Raw genomic sequence first — 17,376 nt, 5'->3', positions numbered from 1 at the left:
AGGGGTATTATTCATTGGAGGTACTTAAATGCATATTAAAGACACTCTTCCTCATCGTTATCCATTTTTAATGATTGATAAAGTAACAAATGTAAAACAAGGTGAATCCGTTACAGGATATAAACTCATTACAAATAACGAATGGTTTATAAATGATAGTCAAAATCATATGCCTCATATGTTAATTGTAGAGGCACTTGCTCAGCTTAGTGCATTTGTACATACGAGTGACTCTGAAGGACTAGGCTTTCTCTCCTCTTTAGATGGGATTGTATTCCAAGGAAAAGCATATCCCGGTGATAAACTTGATTTACATTATGAGCTATCTCGCAATCGCAGAGGTTTTATTCTAGGTAAAGGCACCGCAACTGTTAATAATCAGCCGATTGTAACGATAGAAAAGCTATTAATATATCAAGCAGAATAGAGACCTTTTTATTCACCAGGGTATCTATCTCCTACCAATTCGTTTCATCAACATGAACAGAGTAAATAAATTACTTAGTTAGGAGCAGGCAAATGGAAAGTACGATCGGTATCGATGCTGGAGGAACATTAACAAAAATTGCTTATTTAAACGAAAAAAAGAAATTAACTTTTGAAAAATTTTATTCAAATGAACAAGATAAAATAATAGGTTGGCTTAAGAAGCAAACTAGTATAAAACAAATATGTATTACTGGTGGTAAAGCGAAACAATTACAGCAACTACTTTCAGACTCATATAAAATAGTAGAACTAAACGAATTTGAAGCTACTCTTGTAGGTGTCCGATACATTTTAAAAGAAGAGAAGTATGATATAAACAACTTTATTTTAACAAATATCGGTACAGGTACTTCTATTCATTACGTTTATAATGACCAATATATTCGAGCTGGTGGAACCGGTGTTGGCGGAGGTACTATTATGGGACTTTCAAAATTATTAACAAATATAGATCATTTTGAAGATGTGATTCCTTTAACAAAAGTGGGTTCTAGAAAAGATTTAGATATTACAGTTGGAGATATTTATGGTGGGATTCTCTCCCCTATTGATAATAGTTTAACTGCAAGCAATTTTGGCAAAGCCGCTACTATAGAATCAAATTATAATAGCTCAGATATACTTGCTACTGTACAAGGACTTGTCGGTGAAGTCGTTACTGCATTAAGCCTTCAATTCGCCGAAACAAAAAACATTGACCATATTATTTATATTGGTTCAACTCTATGTAATAACATACATCTTCAAAATATTATTAGTAACTACACAAAATATCAAAATAAAATGCCTATTTTTTTACAAGATGGTGGTAATAGCGGTGCGATTGGTGCTTTACTTCATGTTACGAATAAAAAAAGCTGACTTTTGTCAGCTTTTTTGCAACGGTACTTCAAATTCAATAATTGATTCCCCCTTTTCTCCAATTCGCTCTACACTAATTCTATCAATTACACATTGTAACTTTTCAGGGAAACTATGAATATCCTTGGCTACTTCAGCAGCTAACTCCGCACTTTCTTTTCTCCCGACTGTTACATGCGGTATGTACGGAATATCTTCTTTCAAAAATTGTAATAAAGGTCCTGTATACAGGATATCATGTAGTTTAGTTATTTGTTCTTTCCCCCGCTCCACTTCTAAAAACAAATAGTTTCTTACATGAGTGATACAATTTGCAAATTCAATTTCAATTTTGCCTACCCCTCTTGATAAATTCAAAATATGAGATTTTAATTCATCATTTGAAATATCACTCTTAAATGGAAATGCAATTGTTATATGCGGTGGAATTAATTCAAATAAAGGATCATGTTTTTGTCTAATGTTCTCTATTTTATCGAGGGACATATTATTGAGAAAAACTAAAATTGTACGCATTTTTATCCCCTCTACTTTTCCTTATTTTAATATGTATCATATTCTATAACAATCTTGCACTTCAACAAATTATTTTACTTACCTATAAAAATAAAAAACTTCTCAAATGAGAAGTTTTCATATAGTATGATTACTATTTTCCCGCCAAACTTTCCTAAACTTTATATAACAAGCAATTCTCCACGGAATGATATACGATACTGCAACTACGTAAAATAATAAACCAACCGTTTGTTGATCTAAATCTACAATAAATTGTCTTGAACCATACCTTAAAACGACAAGTGCAATAAAAGTAATTAAAAAGACAGCACTTTTTTTCGTATAAATATTCCCATCATCTCTTCGTTCATAATTTGTTAATACTATAAGCGGCACAGAGAAAAGTACCCCAATGAATACCGCTATAACTACTTGTAATATAGCTGGATGTACTGGACCAAAAAACCATACAACACCTGGTGTTAAAAATAATAACGGCCATAAAATACGTTTTCCTGATCCCTTTATTGGCTTATGCATGGAGCGATAACGACGCCAGAATATTAATAGTGCAATGCCTAAAAAGACTGTAATGAGTGAAGATGTGTCTCCCATTTGCTATCCTTCTCTCTATAGTAATCTAATAATATTTCAAATCGTTTTTTCGAATGATACTTTACGAATAAATATACTACTAGTTATGATATAAAGGACAGTTAATCCAATTGAAATAACAGTAAAATACGGTATATTTACTAAAGATCCATCACTCGTAAATAATAAACTGGTTACCCCTGCTTCTCCATAAAGTACACTATTTGTTGATAAGAAAAGGGTCCCACCAATCATAAGACCGATCCACTGAAATCGTTGTTTAAAAACTACTACCACTTGAAAGAAACATGCTGTTGTAACATAAAATAAAAATTGCAAAATAAATTGTTGCACCGATTGCTCCCCAAAACTAACATTTACTAAATTATATTTTATATCTTGTAAAAGCATTATTTGAAGAAACGAAAACATTGCGGATTGCAAGATGATATAACAAATTGCTCCGATGAAATATTGAATTCTCGTTACACCAAATGAAACAGCTAAACGAAATAGCTCATCTTGAATGATGAAAACACTCCCTACTATAAACAACATAATTGCTATTGACGGGTTATTTATAATTTCGGGTAAATAACCAATGTTCACTCCATTTAAATGCGCAGCATTTAAAGCTCCTTTTATTAATAAGGCTACAATCCAAAATATTAAAATTGCTTTATAATGAAAATTAATATGTAACTTTAACTGCTTCATTAACATCGTCATTTCACTTCACCACCAGTTATATGAATAAATAATTTTTGCAATGTAATTCTATCAATTGCTAAACCTTCTTTTTCAAGAGAGTAATAATCTTCATTAGAAAGTTCTTCCCATATAACAGCAATACCCTTATTTCCATAAACTTCTCGATTTAATACTTTTTTATTGATCAAGAACTCGTCCACTTTATCCTTTTGCCCTGAAATAATCTGAACTTGTTGTAATAAATCTTCTACCAATGATTGAACAACTAATCTTCCTTCTTTTATGATTATCACATCTTCAATCACATGGGTTACTTCTTCTACTAAATGTGTTGATAATATAATTGTTCGTGGATATTCACCGTAATCTTCTAGTAGTAGACTATAAAATAATTCACGGTGTGCTGCGTCTAAACCTGTAGTTGGTTCATCAAAAATAGTAATTGGTGCTCTACTTGCTAACCCTTGAATAATGCCGACGACTGTTTGCATGCCGTGTGATAATTTATGATATTTCACTGTCATATTAAGCTGAAATTTATTAGCGAGTTCTTCAGCATACTTTCCATCCCAGTTTTTATAAAACATGCTGCACATCTTAAAAATTTCTTTTACTTTAAAACTTAACTGAGCTTCTTCTTTTACTCTAACAAAACAAATATTTTGCATCGCTTTACTATTCTCAAAAACATGTTCGCCAAATATTGATACGCTTCCACTACTTGAAGTAATTTGACCTGCAAATAAATTTAATAGTGTCGTTTTTCCTGCTCCGTTTCTACCGAGCAAACCATATATTTTATGCTCTTCCAATGAAATCGTTACTCCATTTACTGCTACTTTCTTTTTGTATTTTTTCGTTATATCTTTCGTTTCAAGTGCAATCATCCCTCGTTCCCCCCCTTCGTAATTTTTTGAATCATATCCATCAATTCATCTTTGGATATTTCTAATACTTTCGCTTCTTCCCACACTTTAGGTAAATATTCGGTCATAAAAGTATTTTGTCTTTTTTTAAGTACAACTTCTTTCGCTCCCTTTGCAACAAACATCCCGATCCCTCTCTTTTTATATAAAATCCCTTCATCCACTAATACGTTTACCCCTTTAGCTGCAGTAGCTGGATTTATTTGTAACATCTTCGCAAATTGATTTGTTGATGGAACTTGTTCTTCTTCAAGTAATATGTCTTTTAAAATATCAGATTCAATCGTTTCTGCAATTTGCAAGTATATTAATTTATTTTGCTCCAGAGTAGGTTTCATAATTTCACCACCTTAGGTTCATAGGTTCATTACTTATGTAATTAACCATATCACATAAAAATGTATATTTCCATAAATTTCTTTTATAAAAAAAGAGAGTCATTCGTTTAAGAATGACTCTCTTTCTAAAATTTTGAAGTTTCAACTCTAATTTTTAAATTCTTTTCATTTATACCATTTTGACAAAAATTAAATTGTTGTCCCTTTATAGACTTTGTACGATCTACAACTTGCCCTAAATGATAACTTGTGTGCTCCACTAAATGTAATAAACTATGAAGGTCAATATGTCTTTTTTCTCCACATGCTTGTATATATTCTGTTCCCCATTCATCAAATACTTCTTCAACGTACTGTAGCAAAAGTTCAGTACGTTGTCGCTTTACTGGAAAATACTCCTCAATTCCCTTTTCAAAGACTATATTTGGATTTTTATAACGACTAGTATTTCTCTGTATATGTTCACAAATATGTAGTACGATTCCACCAATTGAATTCACAGAATCCCCTTGTTTCCATAAATCTTCTTCACTAACGAAGCTAATTGCCTGTATTAACTTAGGTAAATAATGATCTTGCATTCGATGATAAGTAATTTTATATACTAACTCCACCTATTTTCCTCCCATCATTTCAACTGCTGTACTGGATACTTTACAAATAAAGCATTCCTAAACTCTTTATCATTCATAAGCATTGTAATTTCTTCGTTATTTTCGTTAAGAAACTTTACTACTTCCTTTTTGTCCCATATATCATCTTCTTTTGGAAAATCATTAAAATTTTCATACAAGATTGGTAGTATTTCTTCTCTTTTTATCGTAAACTTTTTATTTTTCACTTGAAATTCATAACTTTTTGCATTCGGAACTAAAATTACTAGATAAATAACGTTAAAGAGAAAATTCTTCTCCATCGTATCCTTACCATCAAACCAATACGTCTCAACCATGTCTTCTGTCAAAGTTCCATTTCCTTTTGTACCATAGTTCACCTTTATACTTTCATTCTCTAAACTTACACTTTGAAATGTTTCACCACCGGGTAAACGATTAACAATTGCAACTACATCTGAGTTATTCCCAACATATGTCCCAGCATATTGCTTAAAGTCACCAGGTTCAACATCAGATATTTCTTTTATTCTTTCTCCTCTAGAACAAGCAGTAATACATAAAAAAATTGTTAGCATAACAACTACATTACGATGCATATATTTCATTTAGCATCCCCCATTTTTATCGATATTTCGTTAATTACAATACACCTTCTCAAAACCCTTTAAAATATACGCATTTTAATCAAAATTAAAAATTTTCGCTTTTTATGTTTACAATTATCCATTAATTGTATATACTTACTAACGTAAGAAAAATATTCTAAAAGGAGGTCGAAGGAAATGATGAAATTACAATTACATGCTTTAACTTTAGCGTTAACTGCACCTGTATTTTCTGGACAATTAAATATGAATTCGACCACCCTAATGGAGAATTGAAAATCGTACTTTATTTCTATTAATTCATAAATTCGCCACAGGAGGTCGTATACTTTCCTGTGGCTTTTTCACGCCCTGCCATAGGAGAACTATATCTTCCTGTGGCTTTTTTGTGCGATTTTTTAGTCTCTTACATTATTTTTTAAAGAAAGGAGCAACATTCGATGACTATTAGCGTATTGTTTTTAAGTATTACGATTCAAAGAAATACAATTTCCAAACATGAAATGTTTCATAATGAGCAAATTGAAAAAGCTATGAATGATGTTAAGGAGCGCCAAGCACTTTATTGTGATCACATGTAATTCCTTTTCGAAAGGAGGAATTCATTTATGACTTTTCATATTTTCTTTTTTACGACTGTACTTCAGAAAAACACTTTATCTGAAGCTGAAATCATTCGTAAACAACAATTAAAACAACTGACTGATAAAATGACTGACATTAAAATTTCATATTATACGCACATGTATTAAAAATATTTTTTAAAGGAGCAATACCTTCATGAAATTTAAAGCATTCTTTTTAACTATCACCATTCAAAAACGTAAGCTTTCTCAAAGTGAGATTTTACGTGAGCAACACATTCAAACCATTATGGACGAAGTAAAAGAGCGTCAAGCTTCTTATTACAGCCGTCTTTTCTAAATCAATTATAAAGGGGTTTTATCTAATGAAATTTAAAGTATTCTTTTTAACGATTACCATTCAAAAAACTAAGTTCTCGGACAGTGAGATATTGCATGACCATCAAATTAATAAAGCTATGGAAGATGTAAAAGAACGTCAAAGTCACTACTGTAGCCATCTATAATTCCTTTCGAAAGGAGGAATGTATCATGAAGTTTCATCTTTTCTTCTTAACAATTACAATCCAGAAAGAAATCTTTTCTGAAGATGAATTAAAACAAGAGCAACAATACAAAAAGATTATGGACGAAATTCGAGATCGTAGAAGCAAATACTACACTCACCTATAATCCTTTAAAAATATAAAACTTGAAAGGAGTCGATTATGATGTTGATAGCACGTTGTAAGGAAATGATTTGGATAGTTCAGAGGGATTCCACATAGTTTATTGGGGGCTATATCATACAACTTTACCGTTTTATTTGATATGTAATAAATATATAATAAAATTGCATTCGTACACTTTTTAACATTGATTAATAAACAAAAGATACACCACTTAAAAAGTGGTGTATCTTTCTCAACATATACTATTTTCGATTACTTCGTTTCGTCTTAAACAGTCTCACTAAGTTCGATACAACTGTTTTCGTTACTGCGTACACTGGCACCGCCAAGATCATTCCAATAATTCCCGCAAAGTTACCTACCCCTAAAATTAAAATAATAATTGTTAACGGATGGATATTTAATTTTGAACTCATAATACGCGGTGAAATGATGTTACTTTCAAATTGTTGTACAATTGTTACGATAATAATTACGTACAACGCTTGCATCGGAGATACGAACAAACCTACAATAACAGCTGGTGCTGCACCGATAAATGGGCCTAAGTTAGGAATTATATTTGTAAATGCAGCTATAATTCCTAAAACGAAAGCGTACGGTAAATCGATAATTAAATAACCGATAAAAGTAAAAGCACCTACAAATATACAAACGAGCGCTTGCCCTTGAATATATGCAGATAATGTTTCGTTCGTTTCCTTAATGATACGAAGCCCTTCTTCACGGTATGACTCTGGTAATAAGCTTACTGCTTTTCCTGGAAACGCATGTCCATCTTTAAACATATAAAATAAAATGAACGGTACTGTAAAAATAACTAATGCGACGTTCGTTATGATACCAAATAAAGCCGTTGCACTCGACGTAATGGTGTTTGGTATATCCTTTAAGTATTCAATTGCATTTTTTTCAATTGTTTCAATGGAAACATAATTTTGTGTAGATAACCATTCAAACAATCTATGATGGGATAAATCTTGTATGTATAGTTTTCCCTCTTTTATATAGCCTGGCATATTTTTCACTAAATCCATTAGCTGTTGTGAGATCGTTGGAACAACTACCCCAACGCCAACCGCAGTTAATGTTATGATAAAAAGATATAACAGTAAAATCGCTAAATTTCTAGGTACTTTTTTCTCCTCTAAAAAGACTAACACCGGATTAAATATGAAGTATAAAAATAACGCGATTAAGATTGGGAAAAACAGCGTTGATATGAAGATACCAATCGGTTGAAATAGAAACGATATTTTTGTGCAAATAAATATGATCGCTACAACCATTAGCACTTCTAATGTCCAAAAGTGCACTTTCGATTTCAAAAAAACGTCCTCCTTTAAACTAGCACTTCTCTTCATTGTACCAAAATAAGTAACAATTTCACATAATATTTTCCTTTACAATATTCCAAAATACCAATAAATACACTACAATGAGATTACATACAAATTTGCAGGTAAAGGTGATAAAAATGACACAATGCATCATTTGCAGAAAAGATACGAAAGAACTTAGTGAACAATATGTCATCCCAGAAATATTATGTGGATATTATTTCACAAACTCAATTTGTGATACTTGTTATGAACAAATGACAACAAATATTGATCGCCCCTTAATTCGGCATAAATTAAGTCAGTTTAAGATTGAACATATGAAAAAACAGATTGACTCCCCGCTCTATACGAATGAGCATGGTGAGGAACTTGCGGCCGCTGAGACAGATGTTGTTGAAGTAAGTGACGAAATACTTTATTCCAATGCATTAATTATGAAACTATGTAAAAAGCACGATATTTCACTACATAATGAAATTTGGAAAGAAGAACGTGTAACGAAAGTAGCTAGCTCTATTCAACGTGAATTACTTTTAGATAACCGTAAATATAAAATGAGTGTATTAAAAATGGCTTATACTTTCGCTGTACAAGCAGTCGATGGCTATTTTGAAGATCCAGATGCGATTGATATTTCTAGCATCCTATTAAATGCCGACTTCATCGAATTAAAAGAAAAGAGCATTGTTCGCGATTTAAGCAAAAGTTCTTTATGGAATACATTAAATACAAATAGTGAAAACCACTACTTTATTTTATTAAGTGATAAAGATGGCCTGTTCTGTTTCATTCGTCTATTTGATATTTTTGATGTTGTCGTTCATTTATCAGAAAAGAGATATGAACTTCCATCACCAATTGTCGGCGTAAATGATGTAAATAAGCAAAAATTTTACGTTCAAACTTTAAAACAGTATATGGACGGGCTCTTTAAAGAAAAGTCACCTTCTATTTAATTAGAAACAGAACATACGGTCTCCTTTCTTGATGAAAAGACACTGTGTTATAATAAGTATGAAAAGAACAATACAATCACATAAACCAATTATAAATTGTATATAAATAAAAAAGACTAGTGTGCGGCTACACACTAGTCCACGTAACTTAGCAGATTGGATTGTTCATTTATCCTATTTGTTTCTTACAAACAAAACAACCCACATTCTATCGGCATAGGTGGGTTGTTATTTTTTGAGCTTGTCTATTAAAACGACGACGAACGTTAACAGTGCAACGAGAAACAGTCCACCTTGCAGTAACAACGCTATTTCACTCACTTATTATCACCCCCCTCCTACTTGGAGAAGTGATAATTGAACAACCAACCGTACCTTAAGTTACTATTTAATTTTACCATATTTTCTGATAGTTTACGATGAAAACCCGCAAGTGATTTACTTGCGGGTTTTTTCTCACTATTTTTTTAATGCATATGCATCAGCTATCATTTCACCAACAATTTTATTTTCTTGTTTCTTATCTTCTTTCAATAAAGGAAATAACAGTTCTGCCACTTCATATGCCTCTTCTAAATGAGGATATCCCGATAATACAAACGTATCAATTCCTAACGCTTCATATTCTTTTATTCTATCTGCTACTGTATGTGGATCTCCAACAAGCGCAGTACCTGCACCACCTCTTACAAGCCCGATGCCAGCCCATAAATTAGGACTTATCTCTAACGACTCCCGTGTACCTTTATTTAAATGGGTCATTCGCTTTTGACCAACTGAATCATATCTTGCAAATGTCTTTTGAGCAAGTTCAATTGTTTCATTATCTACATATTGAATTAAACGCTCTGCCTCTTCCCATGCTTCTTCTTCTGTTTCTCTTACAATTACGTGTAACCTGATGCCAAATCGTACTGAACGCCCCTTCTCTTCTGCCAGTTTTCTTACTTCCTCTATTTTCTCCTTTACTTGCTCTGGTGGCTCGCCCCACGTTAAATATACATCACTATGTTCTGCTGCAACTTCCTTTCCAGCAGCGGATGATCCTCCAAAATATATAGGAGGGTATGGCGTTTGCACTGGCGGGAACACAACTTTACTTTCCGTAACTTTAATATGTTTTCCTTCTAAAGAAAATGTTTCACCTTGCAATGTCGATTTCCAAACTTTTAAAAACTCATCCGCTGCTTCATATCTTTCATCATGCTCAAGATACAATCCATCTCCTTGTAATTCAACTGGATCTCCACCAGCGACTACATTAATCAGTAGTCTCCCGTCTGAAATTCTATCAAATGTAGATGCCATCCTTGCTGCAACTGTCGGTGACATTAGTCCCGGTCTAACTGCTACTAAAAATTTTAGCTTTTCTGTCTCGGCTGCAAGTGCCGATGCTAATACCCATGGATCTTCACAACCTTGACCAGTTGGAAGTAACACACCTGTATATCCTAAATAATCGGCTGCCTGTGCAACTTGTTTATAATAACCATACTCAGCTGCTCTTCCTCGTTTTGTCGTTCCTAAATATCGACCATCTCCATACGCCGGAATAAACCATAATAATTCCATACCTTTACACACCCCTTATTTATTTTGAAACGTACACTAAACTACTCTATATAAATTACCCCTAATAATTTATATGTTAATTTCCTATCTCTCCTTTAAAATTATCTCGCCATCTTAAAAACTTCACTTCTAGTAAACGTACGAGTGAATCCGAAAACTTCCCAACGAATGCAAAGATGATAATACCAACAAATACGATATCTGTATTTGAAAATTGCCTTGCATCCATAATCATATAGCCAATACCTTCTGTAGATCCCATCAGTTCTGCTACTACTAAACTCACCCATGCTACTCCTAATGATAATCTTGCCCCAAGTAATAGGTTTGGCAATGCTGCCGGTAAAATTAGTTTCGTAATTAATTTTCTTTTACTAAACTCTAACACTCTCGCAACATCAAATAACTTTGAGTCTACACCACGTATCCCTAAAAACGCGTTTACGTATAAAGGAAAAAATGCACCGTCCGCAATTAATAACACTTTTGATGTTTCTCCAAAACCGAACCATAATACGAAAAGCGGTGCAACAGCTAAGTGGGGCACAGTTCTTAACATTTGTACTGACGGATCTAAATATTGCTCACTTCTCGTTGAAAATCCAACAATTGTTCCTAAAATAATTCCTAAACTCCCGCCAATAAAGAAACCAGCCGCAGCCCTGAATACACTAATACTTACATGACCGAATAACTCTCCTGTTTTTATAAGTTCTTGAAAAGCTAAAAATATATCTAATGGCGTTGGTAATACTGTTTTAGAAACTAGATCAAATACGCCGGCTAATTGCCAAATTATTAATACGATAACTGGTATAGTAATCGCTCTTACTAACACTTTTATATTTGTCTTTCGCACTTTTTTTACATTACTTTTGCCAATCGTTATACTCGCCCTTTTCACAAAAGCCTTCGTATTTTCCAATTTACAAAACCTCTTTTCATTTCGCCTTTATTGCTTTTTCTACGAAAGAATTATCTACAACTTTATCTGTCTTAATTTCTTTCTTTATAGAACCAAGCTTATATTGAAAATCTGCTGTCTGTTGCTGTTCTGCAACTATTTCTTTCGTTACCGGAACTAAGATGGGTTTGTCGTGATTAAACACTTCTTTTACAATATCTGCATCTATTTTCTTTGCAGAAGTGTATATTTTTATTGCTTCATCCAAGTTTTCATCTTGCCATACACGTGCTTTTTCATATACTTTAAGGAATTTCTCCACTAATTCTGGATGCTCTTTCGCAAATTTTGTTCTCGCAATTAAAAACTCTGGAGAAGATACATTTAATTGTTCACCATCTGTAATCACCTTCGCTCCTTTATTTACCGTATGTAACGATATGAAAGGATCCCAAATTGCCCATGCATCTACTGATCCTGATTCAAATGCTGGCTGCGCTTCATCTGGTTGCAGTTGAATAACATTTACATCTTTCGCATTGATACCTTCTTTATCAAGCGCTCGATACAATAAATTAAATGCGCTACTTCCTTTTGCTACTGCGATTTTTTTACCTTTTAAATCTTTTACACTCGTAATCTTGCTATCTTTTTGTACAAGAATCCCTGTTCCTTTTCTCGCATAACTTGTATTAGCAATTTCAGTAAATTCAATACCTGCTGCTTGCGCGGAAATAACTGGAGAATTGCCAACTTCACCAAAGTCTAATCGATTTGATGCGATTGCCTCAAAATAAGGAGGTCCGCTTTGGAACTCTGTCCATTTCACCTTAACTCCTTCTTTTTTAAACTCCTCTTCAAACCATCCCTTTTTCTGCGCGAGTAATAGTGGACTTAATCCTTGCTGAATACCAATTTGTACTGTTACATCTTCCTTCTTACTACTTGCTGTACTTTTCTCACATCCGAATAAAAATAAAGAAATAGCTAATGCAAAAGAAAGAACTTTAAATTTTTTATACATAAATATTCACCCTCTCCCTATAAACTTGTTTGAATCAATCCTCCATACTCAAACTGCTGTAATACTTTCTTTCGAATTTCTTGGAATGACTCCGAAGTTTTACTACGCGGATAAGGTAAATTATTTTCAATTACTTTATGTATTTTTCCAGGCTTTGCACTCATGATGACAATTCTGTTTGAAAGATATATTGCTTCGTCTATATCATGTGTAACGAATATCATTGTCGTCTTTTTTTGTTCCCAAATGTTGAGCAGTACTTCTTGCAAATGACTTCGGGTAAATGCATCCAATGCTCCAAATGGTTCATCAAGTAATAATACATTAGGATCTCTTAGCAACGCTCTTGCAATCGCAACACGTTGTGACATCCCGCCTGATATTTCTTTCGGATATGATTTTTCAAAACCGTCTAACCGAACAATTTTAACCCATTCCTTTACCTTATCCTTCACATACTTATCTTTTAATGACAAATCAGCTGCAATGTTTTCTTCAACTGTTAACCATGGAAACAGACGATGCTCTTGAAATATAAATCCTTGCTTCTTACTCGGTTTTGTTATACGCTCCCCATCAATAATGATTTCACCTTCAAAATCGTTGTCTAAACCTGCAATAATTTTTAATAATGTACTTTTTCCACAACCACTCGGACCAATTACTGTAACAAAATCCCCTTTTTCTAATTGAAAATTAATATTCTCTAATACTTGAACAGTACCAGTTTGCTTAGAAAAATATTTTGATACCTCATTAATTGAAACAGTCACTTCTTCCCCTCCTTGAAATGATTCATCTAAATGAATAGATTCAGTATTTATGTAATAAAAAAACCAAAGGCATTTTATCAATAGATAAAATGCCTTTGGTTTCTCCAATCAGCAATACGTAATAGAATTAAGTACATATTATACAAATATTTCCGATAAGTCAACTAGGTTTTATTAAAAAATACATATGATTCGTTTAAATACCCTTATTGTTATTTATATAAAAATTATTTTTTATGTTCCTTAATCCACTGTAACCAATAAGAAAACTCACATGCCAAATGCATTTGATGCGATTCAATAAGACTATTAGGACAAAGTGCCGGAAACTCTACAACTAGACTTACTTCTATACCAGTATCTGTATCTTTGAATTGATGTCGAACTCCACCAATAGTAGTACCGTCTTTCATACGTGCAACACCTGTTGATTGGTATTGATAAGACTTATCTCTAGGTGTCTTTAATCCTGTTTCGTCACCAAAAACAATAAAAAATTGAACTGGAAATGGAGAATTACCAGTAGTTTCGATAACCTCCAATTCATTTTCCCCAAAGGGTCTTAGTACGTAGTGATCTGGACAGGCTGATAAATTCACTTGATTATTTTCATCTGATTGTTCAAGCATAAAACTATCAATTCCATTTATCGCCTCTTCTGCTGTAATCCCATCTAAATAAATATTTGTTTTTGAAAATTTTCGTCTATCACCAGATAAAGCAGTACAAATACGCATACCCATTTCACTTAATTTAAGTTTAGATTTTAACTTATCATACATTTCATTGTATGAATAATTTAATTTTAGTTCTGTTAGTTTTTTTATCATAACGTCTGTATCATTTAATTCTGGCTCTTTATGTCCTAATGTATTGAAAACTTTTTTCATACGTTCTTTTTTCCACTTTGTAAGTTGTTCATTCGAAATATTGTTTCCATCAATCATGATCTTCATATACATTCTCCTTCTCTTTGATCATATCGTAGTGTATTTAATACTAAATTAACCATTTCTCGCTTCATGTCTAGATTCAAATTCACCTCTGAATGAGCAATACTGCTAAGACCGTATAAAATAAATCCTGATGCTAATAATGAGTTATCAATATTAAAAATCCCAGTTTTCACCCCTTCTTCGATTACTTGTCGAATTAATGGCTGCATTCGCGTAAATAATTTCTGTTCCAGTTGAAAATGTTGTTCCGTCTGAAACGAACTCACATTTTTATAAGGCGCTAATTTTTCGATAAATGTCCAAAATATATTTAGAGAATCTTTCAGCTTTTGCATGACAGACCGTTCATTAGAAACAAGTATTTCTTCAATTAACTCCATATTTTTCACAATAAAATCATTTAATACTTCATCAACAAAATTCTCTTTAGACTTGAAGTAATAATAAAATAAGCCCGTTGCTACACCAGCATGATTCACAACATCTTTTATGCCAAATCCTTTCATACCATTTTTCATATATAGTTCAAAACCAATATCCATCAACTCTTGCCTTCTAACATCTGGTTCTTTCGATATTCTTTTCATATGTTATCTCCTATTATGTTTTTTCTGCGACTGAATGTGATTCAATCATAAACAACTGAACTGTATTCAGTCAATATTAATTTCCACAAAAAAGAGTAATCTTAAGAAATATACATCTAACCTTAGACTTATCAAAAAAGTTAGATTATATAACTTGAGACTACTCAATTTCATTAAACACGTATTCTATTTTCAAATCGATTACAATTTAGTTTAACCCCACTCTTTCTGTCTCTACAATCATTTGAGGAAGCGTCTTTTGAATGATTTCCTCCAATACATTAAGAGCTTCATTCACATAACCATCCTCAAACTCCTCTAAAGACTCAGGCAACTCATCCTCATCTAAAATAAAATATTCTCCACTTGGAAGTACCAAAATATCAATAATTAAGTCTTCAAATGACACTAGTTCATCTGTTATTTGCGTATTTTTTACAACATTAAAATAAGAGCCTAAATACGTTCCATTCTTATCTCTCCATATGTATAAATTGTACGGACGATCTTCCCAATAGTATGCAATGGTGTAACTTCCTTTTGGGATTGTTAAACTCGCACGATGTGCAGTCATTGTAAATGAATACTGAACCTCATGAAATAGCACGATACTTTGCAACTGCTTTTCAAGTAATAAACAAGTGTGTTCTACTGTTGTCGAGTCATATCTTATTTTTCTTTCTATAATTTCACTTTTTGGTGTTAGTAATTTATTCATTCTTTGTTTCCCCTTATGCTATTTCTAACCTTAATTATATCCATTTATATAGTGATAAAGAAGTGTTTGGTCTCCAAATACACAATAAAAACTCCCTCTTATTTTAGAAGGAGTTTTTCACTGTCCATGTTTCATATTTTTTTACTTCTAATGGAAGCTCATTTGTTTTCAGCCACTCTACTGCACTACATACAAGCGGAGATGAATTGTCTTCTGTAATGCTTTCTATAGAAACCCATCTCGCTCCTAAAGAATCTTGACCTTCAAATTGTTTTGGTACTATGATTTTCCCTGCACTCTTTTCAACTTCATACAAAACTGCAATATGGTGTACATGTGTATAATCTTTAAACTTTGAAGGGTATTGAAAATCAACCGTACCTACTTGCTTTATAACCTTTACTTCTAATCCAGTTTCTTCTTTACATTCCCTATGGAGTGCCGCTAACAGCGACTCCTCTTCATATAAACTCCCACCAGGTAGATCATATCTATTCTTATATGGACCTTTTGATTTATCGATTACTAATATATTATTATTTTCGATACAAATACCGTACACACCAAACGCACGATGAAAATTAATAGCATTACCCATGTTTTAATTTCTCGGTAACTGCATCATAAAATTTCCGTTCCTCATCAACATTTAAGTGAACGCGACTTACTGTTTTAGAAAATCCATATAACAATTGTGCTTTTATTGGCTCTTTAAGTATTATTTCAAATGTTGGAGGTTCCTTTATAAATTCCATCACCGTTGCGTCAAGAAGCTCTTTCTCTTTTTTTAAAAGTTCTCCTTTATAAAACGTAATCTTATCAATTTGTGTAAACGGTATAATGATTTTCTTCCCTAATCCAATTTGAATAATTACCTGTTCTTCCGTAACAATAATTGGATTTTTACGCATTGCTTGTATTTCAGCTAAAAAATAAAACATTGCATATACGTTTAAAATAAGTAACACCCATGCTACAACTGAATTCCATTGATGAAGCAAATAATGAAAACCAATACTTTCTATTAAGGTCGCATGGATGATCATAATATATACACCTATTGCACCAGTCTTTTTGTGATATGAGTATACGTTTTCACCTTCTGGCACTTTTTCACGCCACGATAAAAATGCATAATAAATTAGCTTACACTCTGTTACAATGATATCTATTAATTTATTTCTTTTCATAGTGGCATCAAACGCAGCATCAATTGCATAAGAAAATGAAGAATACTCACTTTTATATTCTTTATATTTTTTTATTATGTTAGGAAGCTTTCTAACAATTTTATATAGAAGGAATAACTCTACACATACAAAAGCAATTTCTCCTGCAATTATACTATAAGAAACGTATGAAAAAGCTTGTAAATAGTCACTTGGAATAATAAATCTTGCAAATATATAACCAGCTATTACAACAGGAAATATATACGTTAACGAGTATCTTTTTCGAATAATAAAGAAATACGTAATGACTGGAATTACAAACATGCAATCTAATAATGATCCAAGAACAACTTCTTTCGGAGTAGCTGGTACAATCGGAAGAGCATACAATAAATAGTTTGATAACAAGATTAAAGATACGAGTCCAATCCAGATACCTTTTCGCCTTCGCGAAAGTGTGACACTCATACTTTCACT

The 17,376-nt window shown here is 32.6% G+C and carries 26 protein-coding genes; 8 read left to right on the top strand and 18 right to left on the bottom strand.

Annotation, left to right across the window (positions count from 1 at the left end; genetic code table 11):
• Window positions 1–28 precede the first annotated feature (28 nt).
• Window positions 29–427 carry a 3-hydroxyacyl-ACP dehydratase FabZ family protein gene (locus tag ACTFNE_RS05870; RefSeq protein WP_270704908.1) on the top strand — a complete coding sequence of 133 codons (399 nt, stop codon included), beginning with the start codon at window positions 29–31 and terminating at the stop codon, window positions 425–427.
• Between the two features lie 92 nt (window positions 428–519).
• Window positions 520–1,350: a type II pantothenate kinase gene (coaW, locus tag ACTFNE_RS05865; RefSeq protein ID WP_270704909.1), complete on the top strand. Its 831-nt coding sequence runs from the start codon at window positions 520–522 to the stop codon at window positions 1,348–1,350.
• A 6-nt stretch (window positions 1,351–1,356) separates the two neighbouring features.
• Here the strand turns inward: coaW and ACTFNE_RS05860 are convergent, their stop codons facing one another.
• From ACTFNE_RS05860 to ACTFNE_RS05830, 7 genes are all read right to left on the bottom strand, one after another.
• The gene (locus ACTFNE_RS05860) at window positions 1,357–1,866 is read right to left on the bottom strand and encodes a 2'-5' RNA ligase family protein (protein WP_046199227.1); all 510 of its coding nucleotides are present in this window, start codon (window positions 1,864–1,866) and stop codon (window positions 1,357–1,359) included.
• Between the two features lie 117 nt (window positions 1,867–1,983).
• Entirely contained in the window at window positions 1,984–2,463 is a 480-nt protein-coding gene (locus tag ACTFNE_RS05855) for a CcdC family protein (RefSeq protein WP_000502987.1), read from the bottom strand.
• Between the two features lie 36 nt (window positions 2,464–2,499).
• Entirely contained in the window at window positions 2,500–3,171 is a 672-nt protein-coding gene (locus ACTFNE_RS05850; RefSeq protein ID WP_000178194.1) for a DUF4052 family protein, read from the bottom strand.
• Window positions 3,168–4,040 (bottom strand): ABC transporter ATP-binding protein, encoded by an 873-nt coding sequence (locus ACTFNE_RS05845; protein ID WP_270704911.1) that lies wholly within the window; start codon window positions 4,038–4,040, stop codon window positions 3,168–3,170. The genes ACTFNE_RS05850 and ACTFNE_RS05845 overlap by 4 nt, the downstream gene beginning before the upstream one ends.
• Window positions 4,037–4,417, bottom strand: coding sequence for a GntR family transcriptional regulator (locus ACTFNE_RS05840; RefSeq protein WP_000805196.1), 381 nt, complete (start codon window positions 4,415–4,417; stop codon window positions 4,037–4,039). Before ACTFNE_RS05840 ends, ACTFNE_RS05845 begins: the two co-directional genes overlap by 4 nt.
• A gap of 125 nt (window positions 4,418–4,542) precedes the next feature.
• Complete coding sequence (locus ACTFNE_RS05835) at window positions 4,543–5,031, bottom strand: DinB family protein (protein ID WP_000424653.1); 489 nt, start codon at window positions 5,029–5,031, stop codon at window positions 4,543–4,545.
• A gap of 14 nt (window positions 5,032–5,045) precedes the next feature.
• Window positions 5,046–5,639, bottom strand: coding sequence for a DUF4825 domain-containing protein (locus ACTFNE_RS05830; RefSeq protein WP_270704912.1), 594 nt, complete (start codon window positions 5,637–5,639; stop codon window positions 5,046–5,048).
• A 440-nt stretch (window positions 5,640–6,079) separates the two neighbouring features.
• Here ACTFNE_RS05830 and ACTFNE_RS05825 point away from each other — a divergent pair, with 440 nt between their 5' ends.
• Genes ACTFNE_RS05825 through ACTFNE_RS05805 form a run of 5 tightly spaced genes read left to right on the top strand, consistent with a single transcriptional unit; the run spans window position 6,080 to window position 6,895 of the window.
• A complete protein-coding gene (locus ACTFNE_RS05825) occupies window positions 6,080–6,220 on the top strand; it encodes a YrzI family small protein (RefSeq protein WP_000156199.1) in 141 nt (46 codons plus the stop codon).
• A gap of 27 nt (window positions 6,221–6,247) precedes the next feature.
• A complete protein-coding gene (locus tag ACTFNE_RS05820) occupies window positions 6,248–6,391 on the top strand; it encodes a YrzI family small protein (protein ID WP_063221534.1) in 144 nt (47 codons plus the stop codon).
• Between the two features lie 28 nt (window positions 6,392–6,419).
• Window positions 6,420–6,563, top strand: coding sequence for a YrzI family small protein (locus ACTFNE_RS05815; protein WP_000668983.1), 144 nt, complete (start codon window positions 6,420–6,422; stop codon window positions 6,561–6,563).
• Window positions 6,564–6,588: 25 nt separating this feature from the next.
• A complete protein-coding gene (locus ACTFNE_RS05810) occupies window positions 6,589–6,729 on the top strand; it encodes a YrzI family small protein (protein WP_000669812.1) in 141 nt (46 codons plus the stop codon).
• Between the two features lie 25 nt (window positions 6,730–6,754).
• Window positions 6,755–6,895, top strand: a complete 141-nt coding sequence (locus ACTFNE_RS05805) for a YrzI family small protein (RefSeq protein ID WP_000668488.1) — start codon at window positions 6,755–6,757, stop codon at window positions 6,893–6,895.
• 241 nt (window positions 6,896–7,136) lie between these two features.
• Here ACTFNE_RS05805 and ACTFNE_RS05800 read toward each other — a convergent pair whose 3' ends face one another.
• Window positions 7,137–8,222, bottom strand: coding sequence for an AI-2E family transporter (locus tag ACTFNE_RS05800; protein WP_000837888.1), 1,086 nt, complete (start codon window positions 8,220–8,222; stop codon window positions 7,137–7,139).
• Window positions 8,223–8,371: 149 nt separating this feature from the next.
• On the opposite strand from ACTFNE_RS05800, the gene ACTFNE_RS05795 reads away from it, so the two are divergent.
• The gene (locus tag ACTFNE_RS05795; RefSeq protein ID WP_270704913.1) at window positions 8,372–9,193 is read left to right on the top strand and encodes an HNH endonuclease; all 822 of its coding nucleotides are present in this window, start codon (window positions 8,372–8,374) and stop codon (window positions 9,191–9,193) included.
• Between the two features lie 228 nt (window positions 9,194–9,421).
• On the opposite strand, the gene ACTFNE_RS05790 is transcribed toward ACTFNE_RS05795, so the two are convergent.
• The 10 genes from ACTFNE_RS05790 to ACTFNE_RS05745 form a co-directional block, all read right to left on the bottom strand.
• On the bottom strand, window positions 9,422–9,514 hold the full coding sequence (locus ACTFNE_RS05790; protein WP_001289320.1) for a putative holin-like toxin: 93 nt from the start codon (window positions 9,512–9,514) through the stop codon (window positions 9,422–9,424).
• Between the two features lie 138 nt (window positions 9,515–9,652).
• Window positions 9,653–10,765 (bottom strand): FMNH2-dependent alkanesulfonate monooxygenase, encoded by a 1,113-nt coding sequence (ssuD, locus tag ACTFNE_RS05785; protein ID WP_000422271.1) that lies wholly within the window; start codon window positions 10,763–10,765, stop codon window positions 9,653–9,655.
• Between the two features lie 76 nt (window positions 10,766–10,841).
• The gene (locus tag ACTFNE_RS05780; protein WP_270704914.1) at window positions 10,842–11,690 is read right to left on the bottom strand and encodes an ABC transporter permease; all 849 of its coding nucleotides are present in this window, start codon (window positions 11,688–11,690) and stop codon (window positions 10,842–10,844) included.
• A 16-nt stretch (window positions 11,691–11,706) separates the two neighbouring features.
• Window positions 11,707–12,693, bottom strand: a complete 987-nt coding sequence (locus ACTFNE_RS05775) for an aliphatic sulfonate ABC transporter substrate-binding protein (RefSeq protein ID WP_270704916.1) — start codon at window positions 12,691–12,693, stop codon at window positions 11,707–11,709.
• Window positions 12,694–12,710: 17 nt separating this feature from the next.
• The gene (locus tag ACTFNE_RS05770; protein WP_000218625.1) at window positions 12,711–13,466 is read right to left on the bottom strand and encodes an ABC transporter ATP-binding protein; all 756 of its coding nucleotides are present in this window, start codon (window positions 13,464–13,466) and stop codon (window positions 12,711–12,713) included.
• Between the two features lie 227 nt (window positions 13,467–13,693).
• Window positions 13,694–14,422 (bottom strand): hypothetical protein, encoded by a 729-nt coding sequence (locus ACTFNE_RS05765; RefSeq protein ID WP_000699947.1) that lies wholly within the window; start codon window positions 14,420–14,422, stop codon window positions 13,694–13,696.
• Window positions 14,419–15,009: a TetR/AcrR family transcriptional regulator gene (locus ACTFNE_RS05760; RefSeq protein ID WP_000822635.1), complete on the bottom strand. Its 591-nt coding sequence runs from the start codon at window positions 15,007–15,009 to the stop codon at window positions 14,419–14,421. The genes ACTFNE_RS05765 and ACTFNE_RS05760 overlap by 4 nt, the downstream gene beginning before the upstream one ends.
• A 208-nt stretch (window positions 15,010–15,217) precedes the next feature.
• Window positions 15,218–15,727 (bottom strand): DUF402 domain-containing protein, encoded by a 510-nt coding sequence (locus ACTFNE_RS05755; protein WP_001037867.1) that lies wholly within the window; start codon window positions 15,725–15,727, stop codon window positions 15,218–15,220.
• Window positions 15,728–15,830: 103 nt separating this feature from the next.
• Entirely contained in the window at window positions 15,831–16,325 is a 495-nt protein-coding gene (locus tag ACTFNE_RS05750) for an NUDIX hydrolase (RefSeq protein WP_000525962.1), read from the bottom strand.
• Window positions 16,318–17,367 (bottom strand): hypothetical protein, encoded by a 1,050-nt coding sequence (locus tag ACTFNE_RS05745; RefSeq protein ID WP_270704917.1) that lies wholly within the window; start codon window positions 17,365–17,367, stop codon window positions 16,318–16,320. The genes ACTFNE_RS05750 and ACTFNE_RS05745 overlap by 8 nt, the downstream gene beginning before the upstream one ends.
• Window positions 17,368–17,376: the final 9 nt, after the last annotated feature.

The sequence above is a fragment of the Bacillus cereus group sp. MYBKT111-2 genome (assembly GCF_051915205.1).
In the GTDB taxonomy this organism is placed as follows: domain Bacteria; phylum Bacillota; class Bacilli; order Bacillales; family Bacillaceae_G; genus Bacillus_A; species Bacillus_A paranthracis.
The sequence above is the reverse complement of the archived record's forward strand: the minus strand, read 5'-3'. Positions and strand labels throughout refer to the sequence as shown.

Bases quoted from the DNA above. Each gene is read 5' to 3' on its own strand.
- ACTFNE_RS05815 (WP_000668983.1), top strand. From the start codon at position 6,420: ATGAAATTTAAAGCATTCTTTTTAACTATCACCATTCAAAAACGTAAG.
- ACTFNE_RS05795 (WP_270704913.1), top strand. From the start codon at position 8,372: ATGACACAATGCATCATTTGCAGAAAAGATACGAAAGAACTTAGTGAA.
- ACTFNE_RS05825 (WP_000156199.1), top strand. From the start codon at position 6,080: ATGACTATTAGCGTATTGTTTTTAAGTATTACGATTCAAAGAAATACA.
- ACTFNE_RS05755 (WP_001037867.1), bottom strand. From the start codon at position 15,727: ATGAATAAATTACTAACACCAAAAAGTGAAATTATAGAAAGAAAAATA.
- ACTFNE_RS05840 (WP_000805196.1), bottom strand. From the start codon at position 4,417: ATGAAACCTACTCTGGAGCAAAATAAATTAATATACTTGCAAATTGCA.
- ACTFNE_RS05845 (WP_270704911.1), bottom strand. From the start codon at position 4,040: ATGATTGCACTTGAAACGAAAGATATAACGAAAAAATACAAAAAGAAA.
- ACTFNE_RS05850 (WP_000178194.1), bottom strand. From the start codon at position 3,171: ATGACGATGTTAATGAAGCAGTTAAAGTTACATATTAATTTTCATTAT.
- ACTFNE_RS05820 (WP_063221534.1), top strand. From the start codon at position 6,248: ATGACTTTTCATATTTTCTTTTTTACGACTGTACTTCAGAAAAACACT.
- ACTFNE_RS05760 (WP_000822635.1), bottom strand. From the start codon at position 15,009: ATGAAAAGAATATCGAAAGAACCAGATGTTAGAAGGCAAGAGTTGATG.
- ACTFNE_RS05860 (WP_046199227.1), bottom strand. From the start codon at position 1,866: ATGCGTACAATTTTAGTTTTTCTCAATAATATGTCCCTCGATAAAATA.
- ACTFNE_RS05810 (WP_000669812.1), top strand. From the start codon at position 6,589: ATGAAATTTAAAGTATTCTTTTTAACGATTACCATTCAAAAAACTAAG.
- ACTFNE_RS05775 (WP_270704916.1), bottom strand. From the start codon at position 12,693: ATGTATAAAAAATTTAAAGTTCTTTCTTTTGCATTAGCTATTTCTTTA.
- ACTFNE_RS05750 (WP_000525962.1), bottom strand. From the start codon at position 16,325: ATGGGTAATGCTATTAATTTTCATCGTGCGTTTGGTGTGTACGGTATT.
- ACTFNE_RS05870 (WP_270704908.1), top strand. From the start codon at position 29: ATGCATATTAAAGACACTCTTCCTCATCGTTATCCATTTTTAATGATT.
- ACTFNE_RS05830 (WP_270704912.1), bottom strand. From the start codon at position 5,639: ATGAAATATATGCATCGTAATGTAGTTGTTATGCTAACAATTTTTTTA.
- ACTFNE_RS05805 (WP_000668488.1), top strand. From the start codon at position 6,755: ATGAAGTTTCATCTTTTCTTCTTAACAATTACAATCCAGAAAGAAATC.
- coaW (WP_270704909.1), top strand. From the start codon at position 520: ATGGAAAGTACGATCGGTATCGATGCTGGAGGAACATTAACAAAAATT.
- ACTFNE_RS05855 (WP_000502987.1), bottom strand. From the start codon at position 2,463: ATGGGAGACACATCTTCACTCATTACAGTCTTTTTAGGCATTGCACTA.
- ACTFNE_RS05745 (WP_270704917.1), bottom strand. From the start codon at position 17,367: ATGAGTGTCACACTTTCGCGAAGGCGAAAAGGTATCTGGATTGGACTC.
- ACTFNE_RS05765 (WP_000699947.1), bottom strand. From the start codon at position 14,422: ATGAAGATCATGATTGATGGAAACAATATTTCGAATGAACAACTTACA.
- ssuD (WP_000422271.1), bottom strand. From the start codon at position 10,765: ATGGAATTATTATGGTTTATTCCGGCGTATGGAGATGGTCGATATTTA.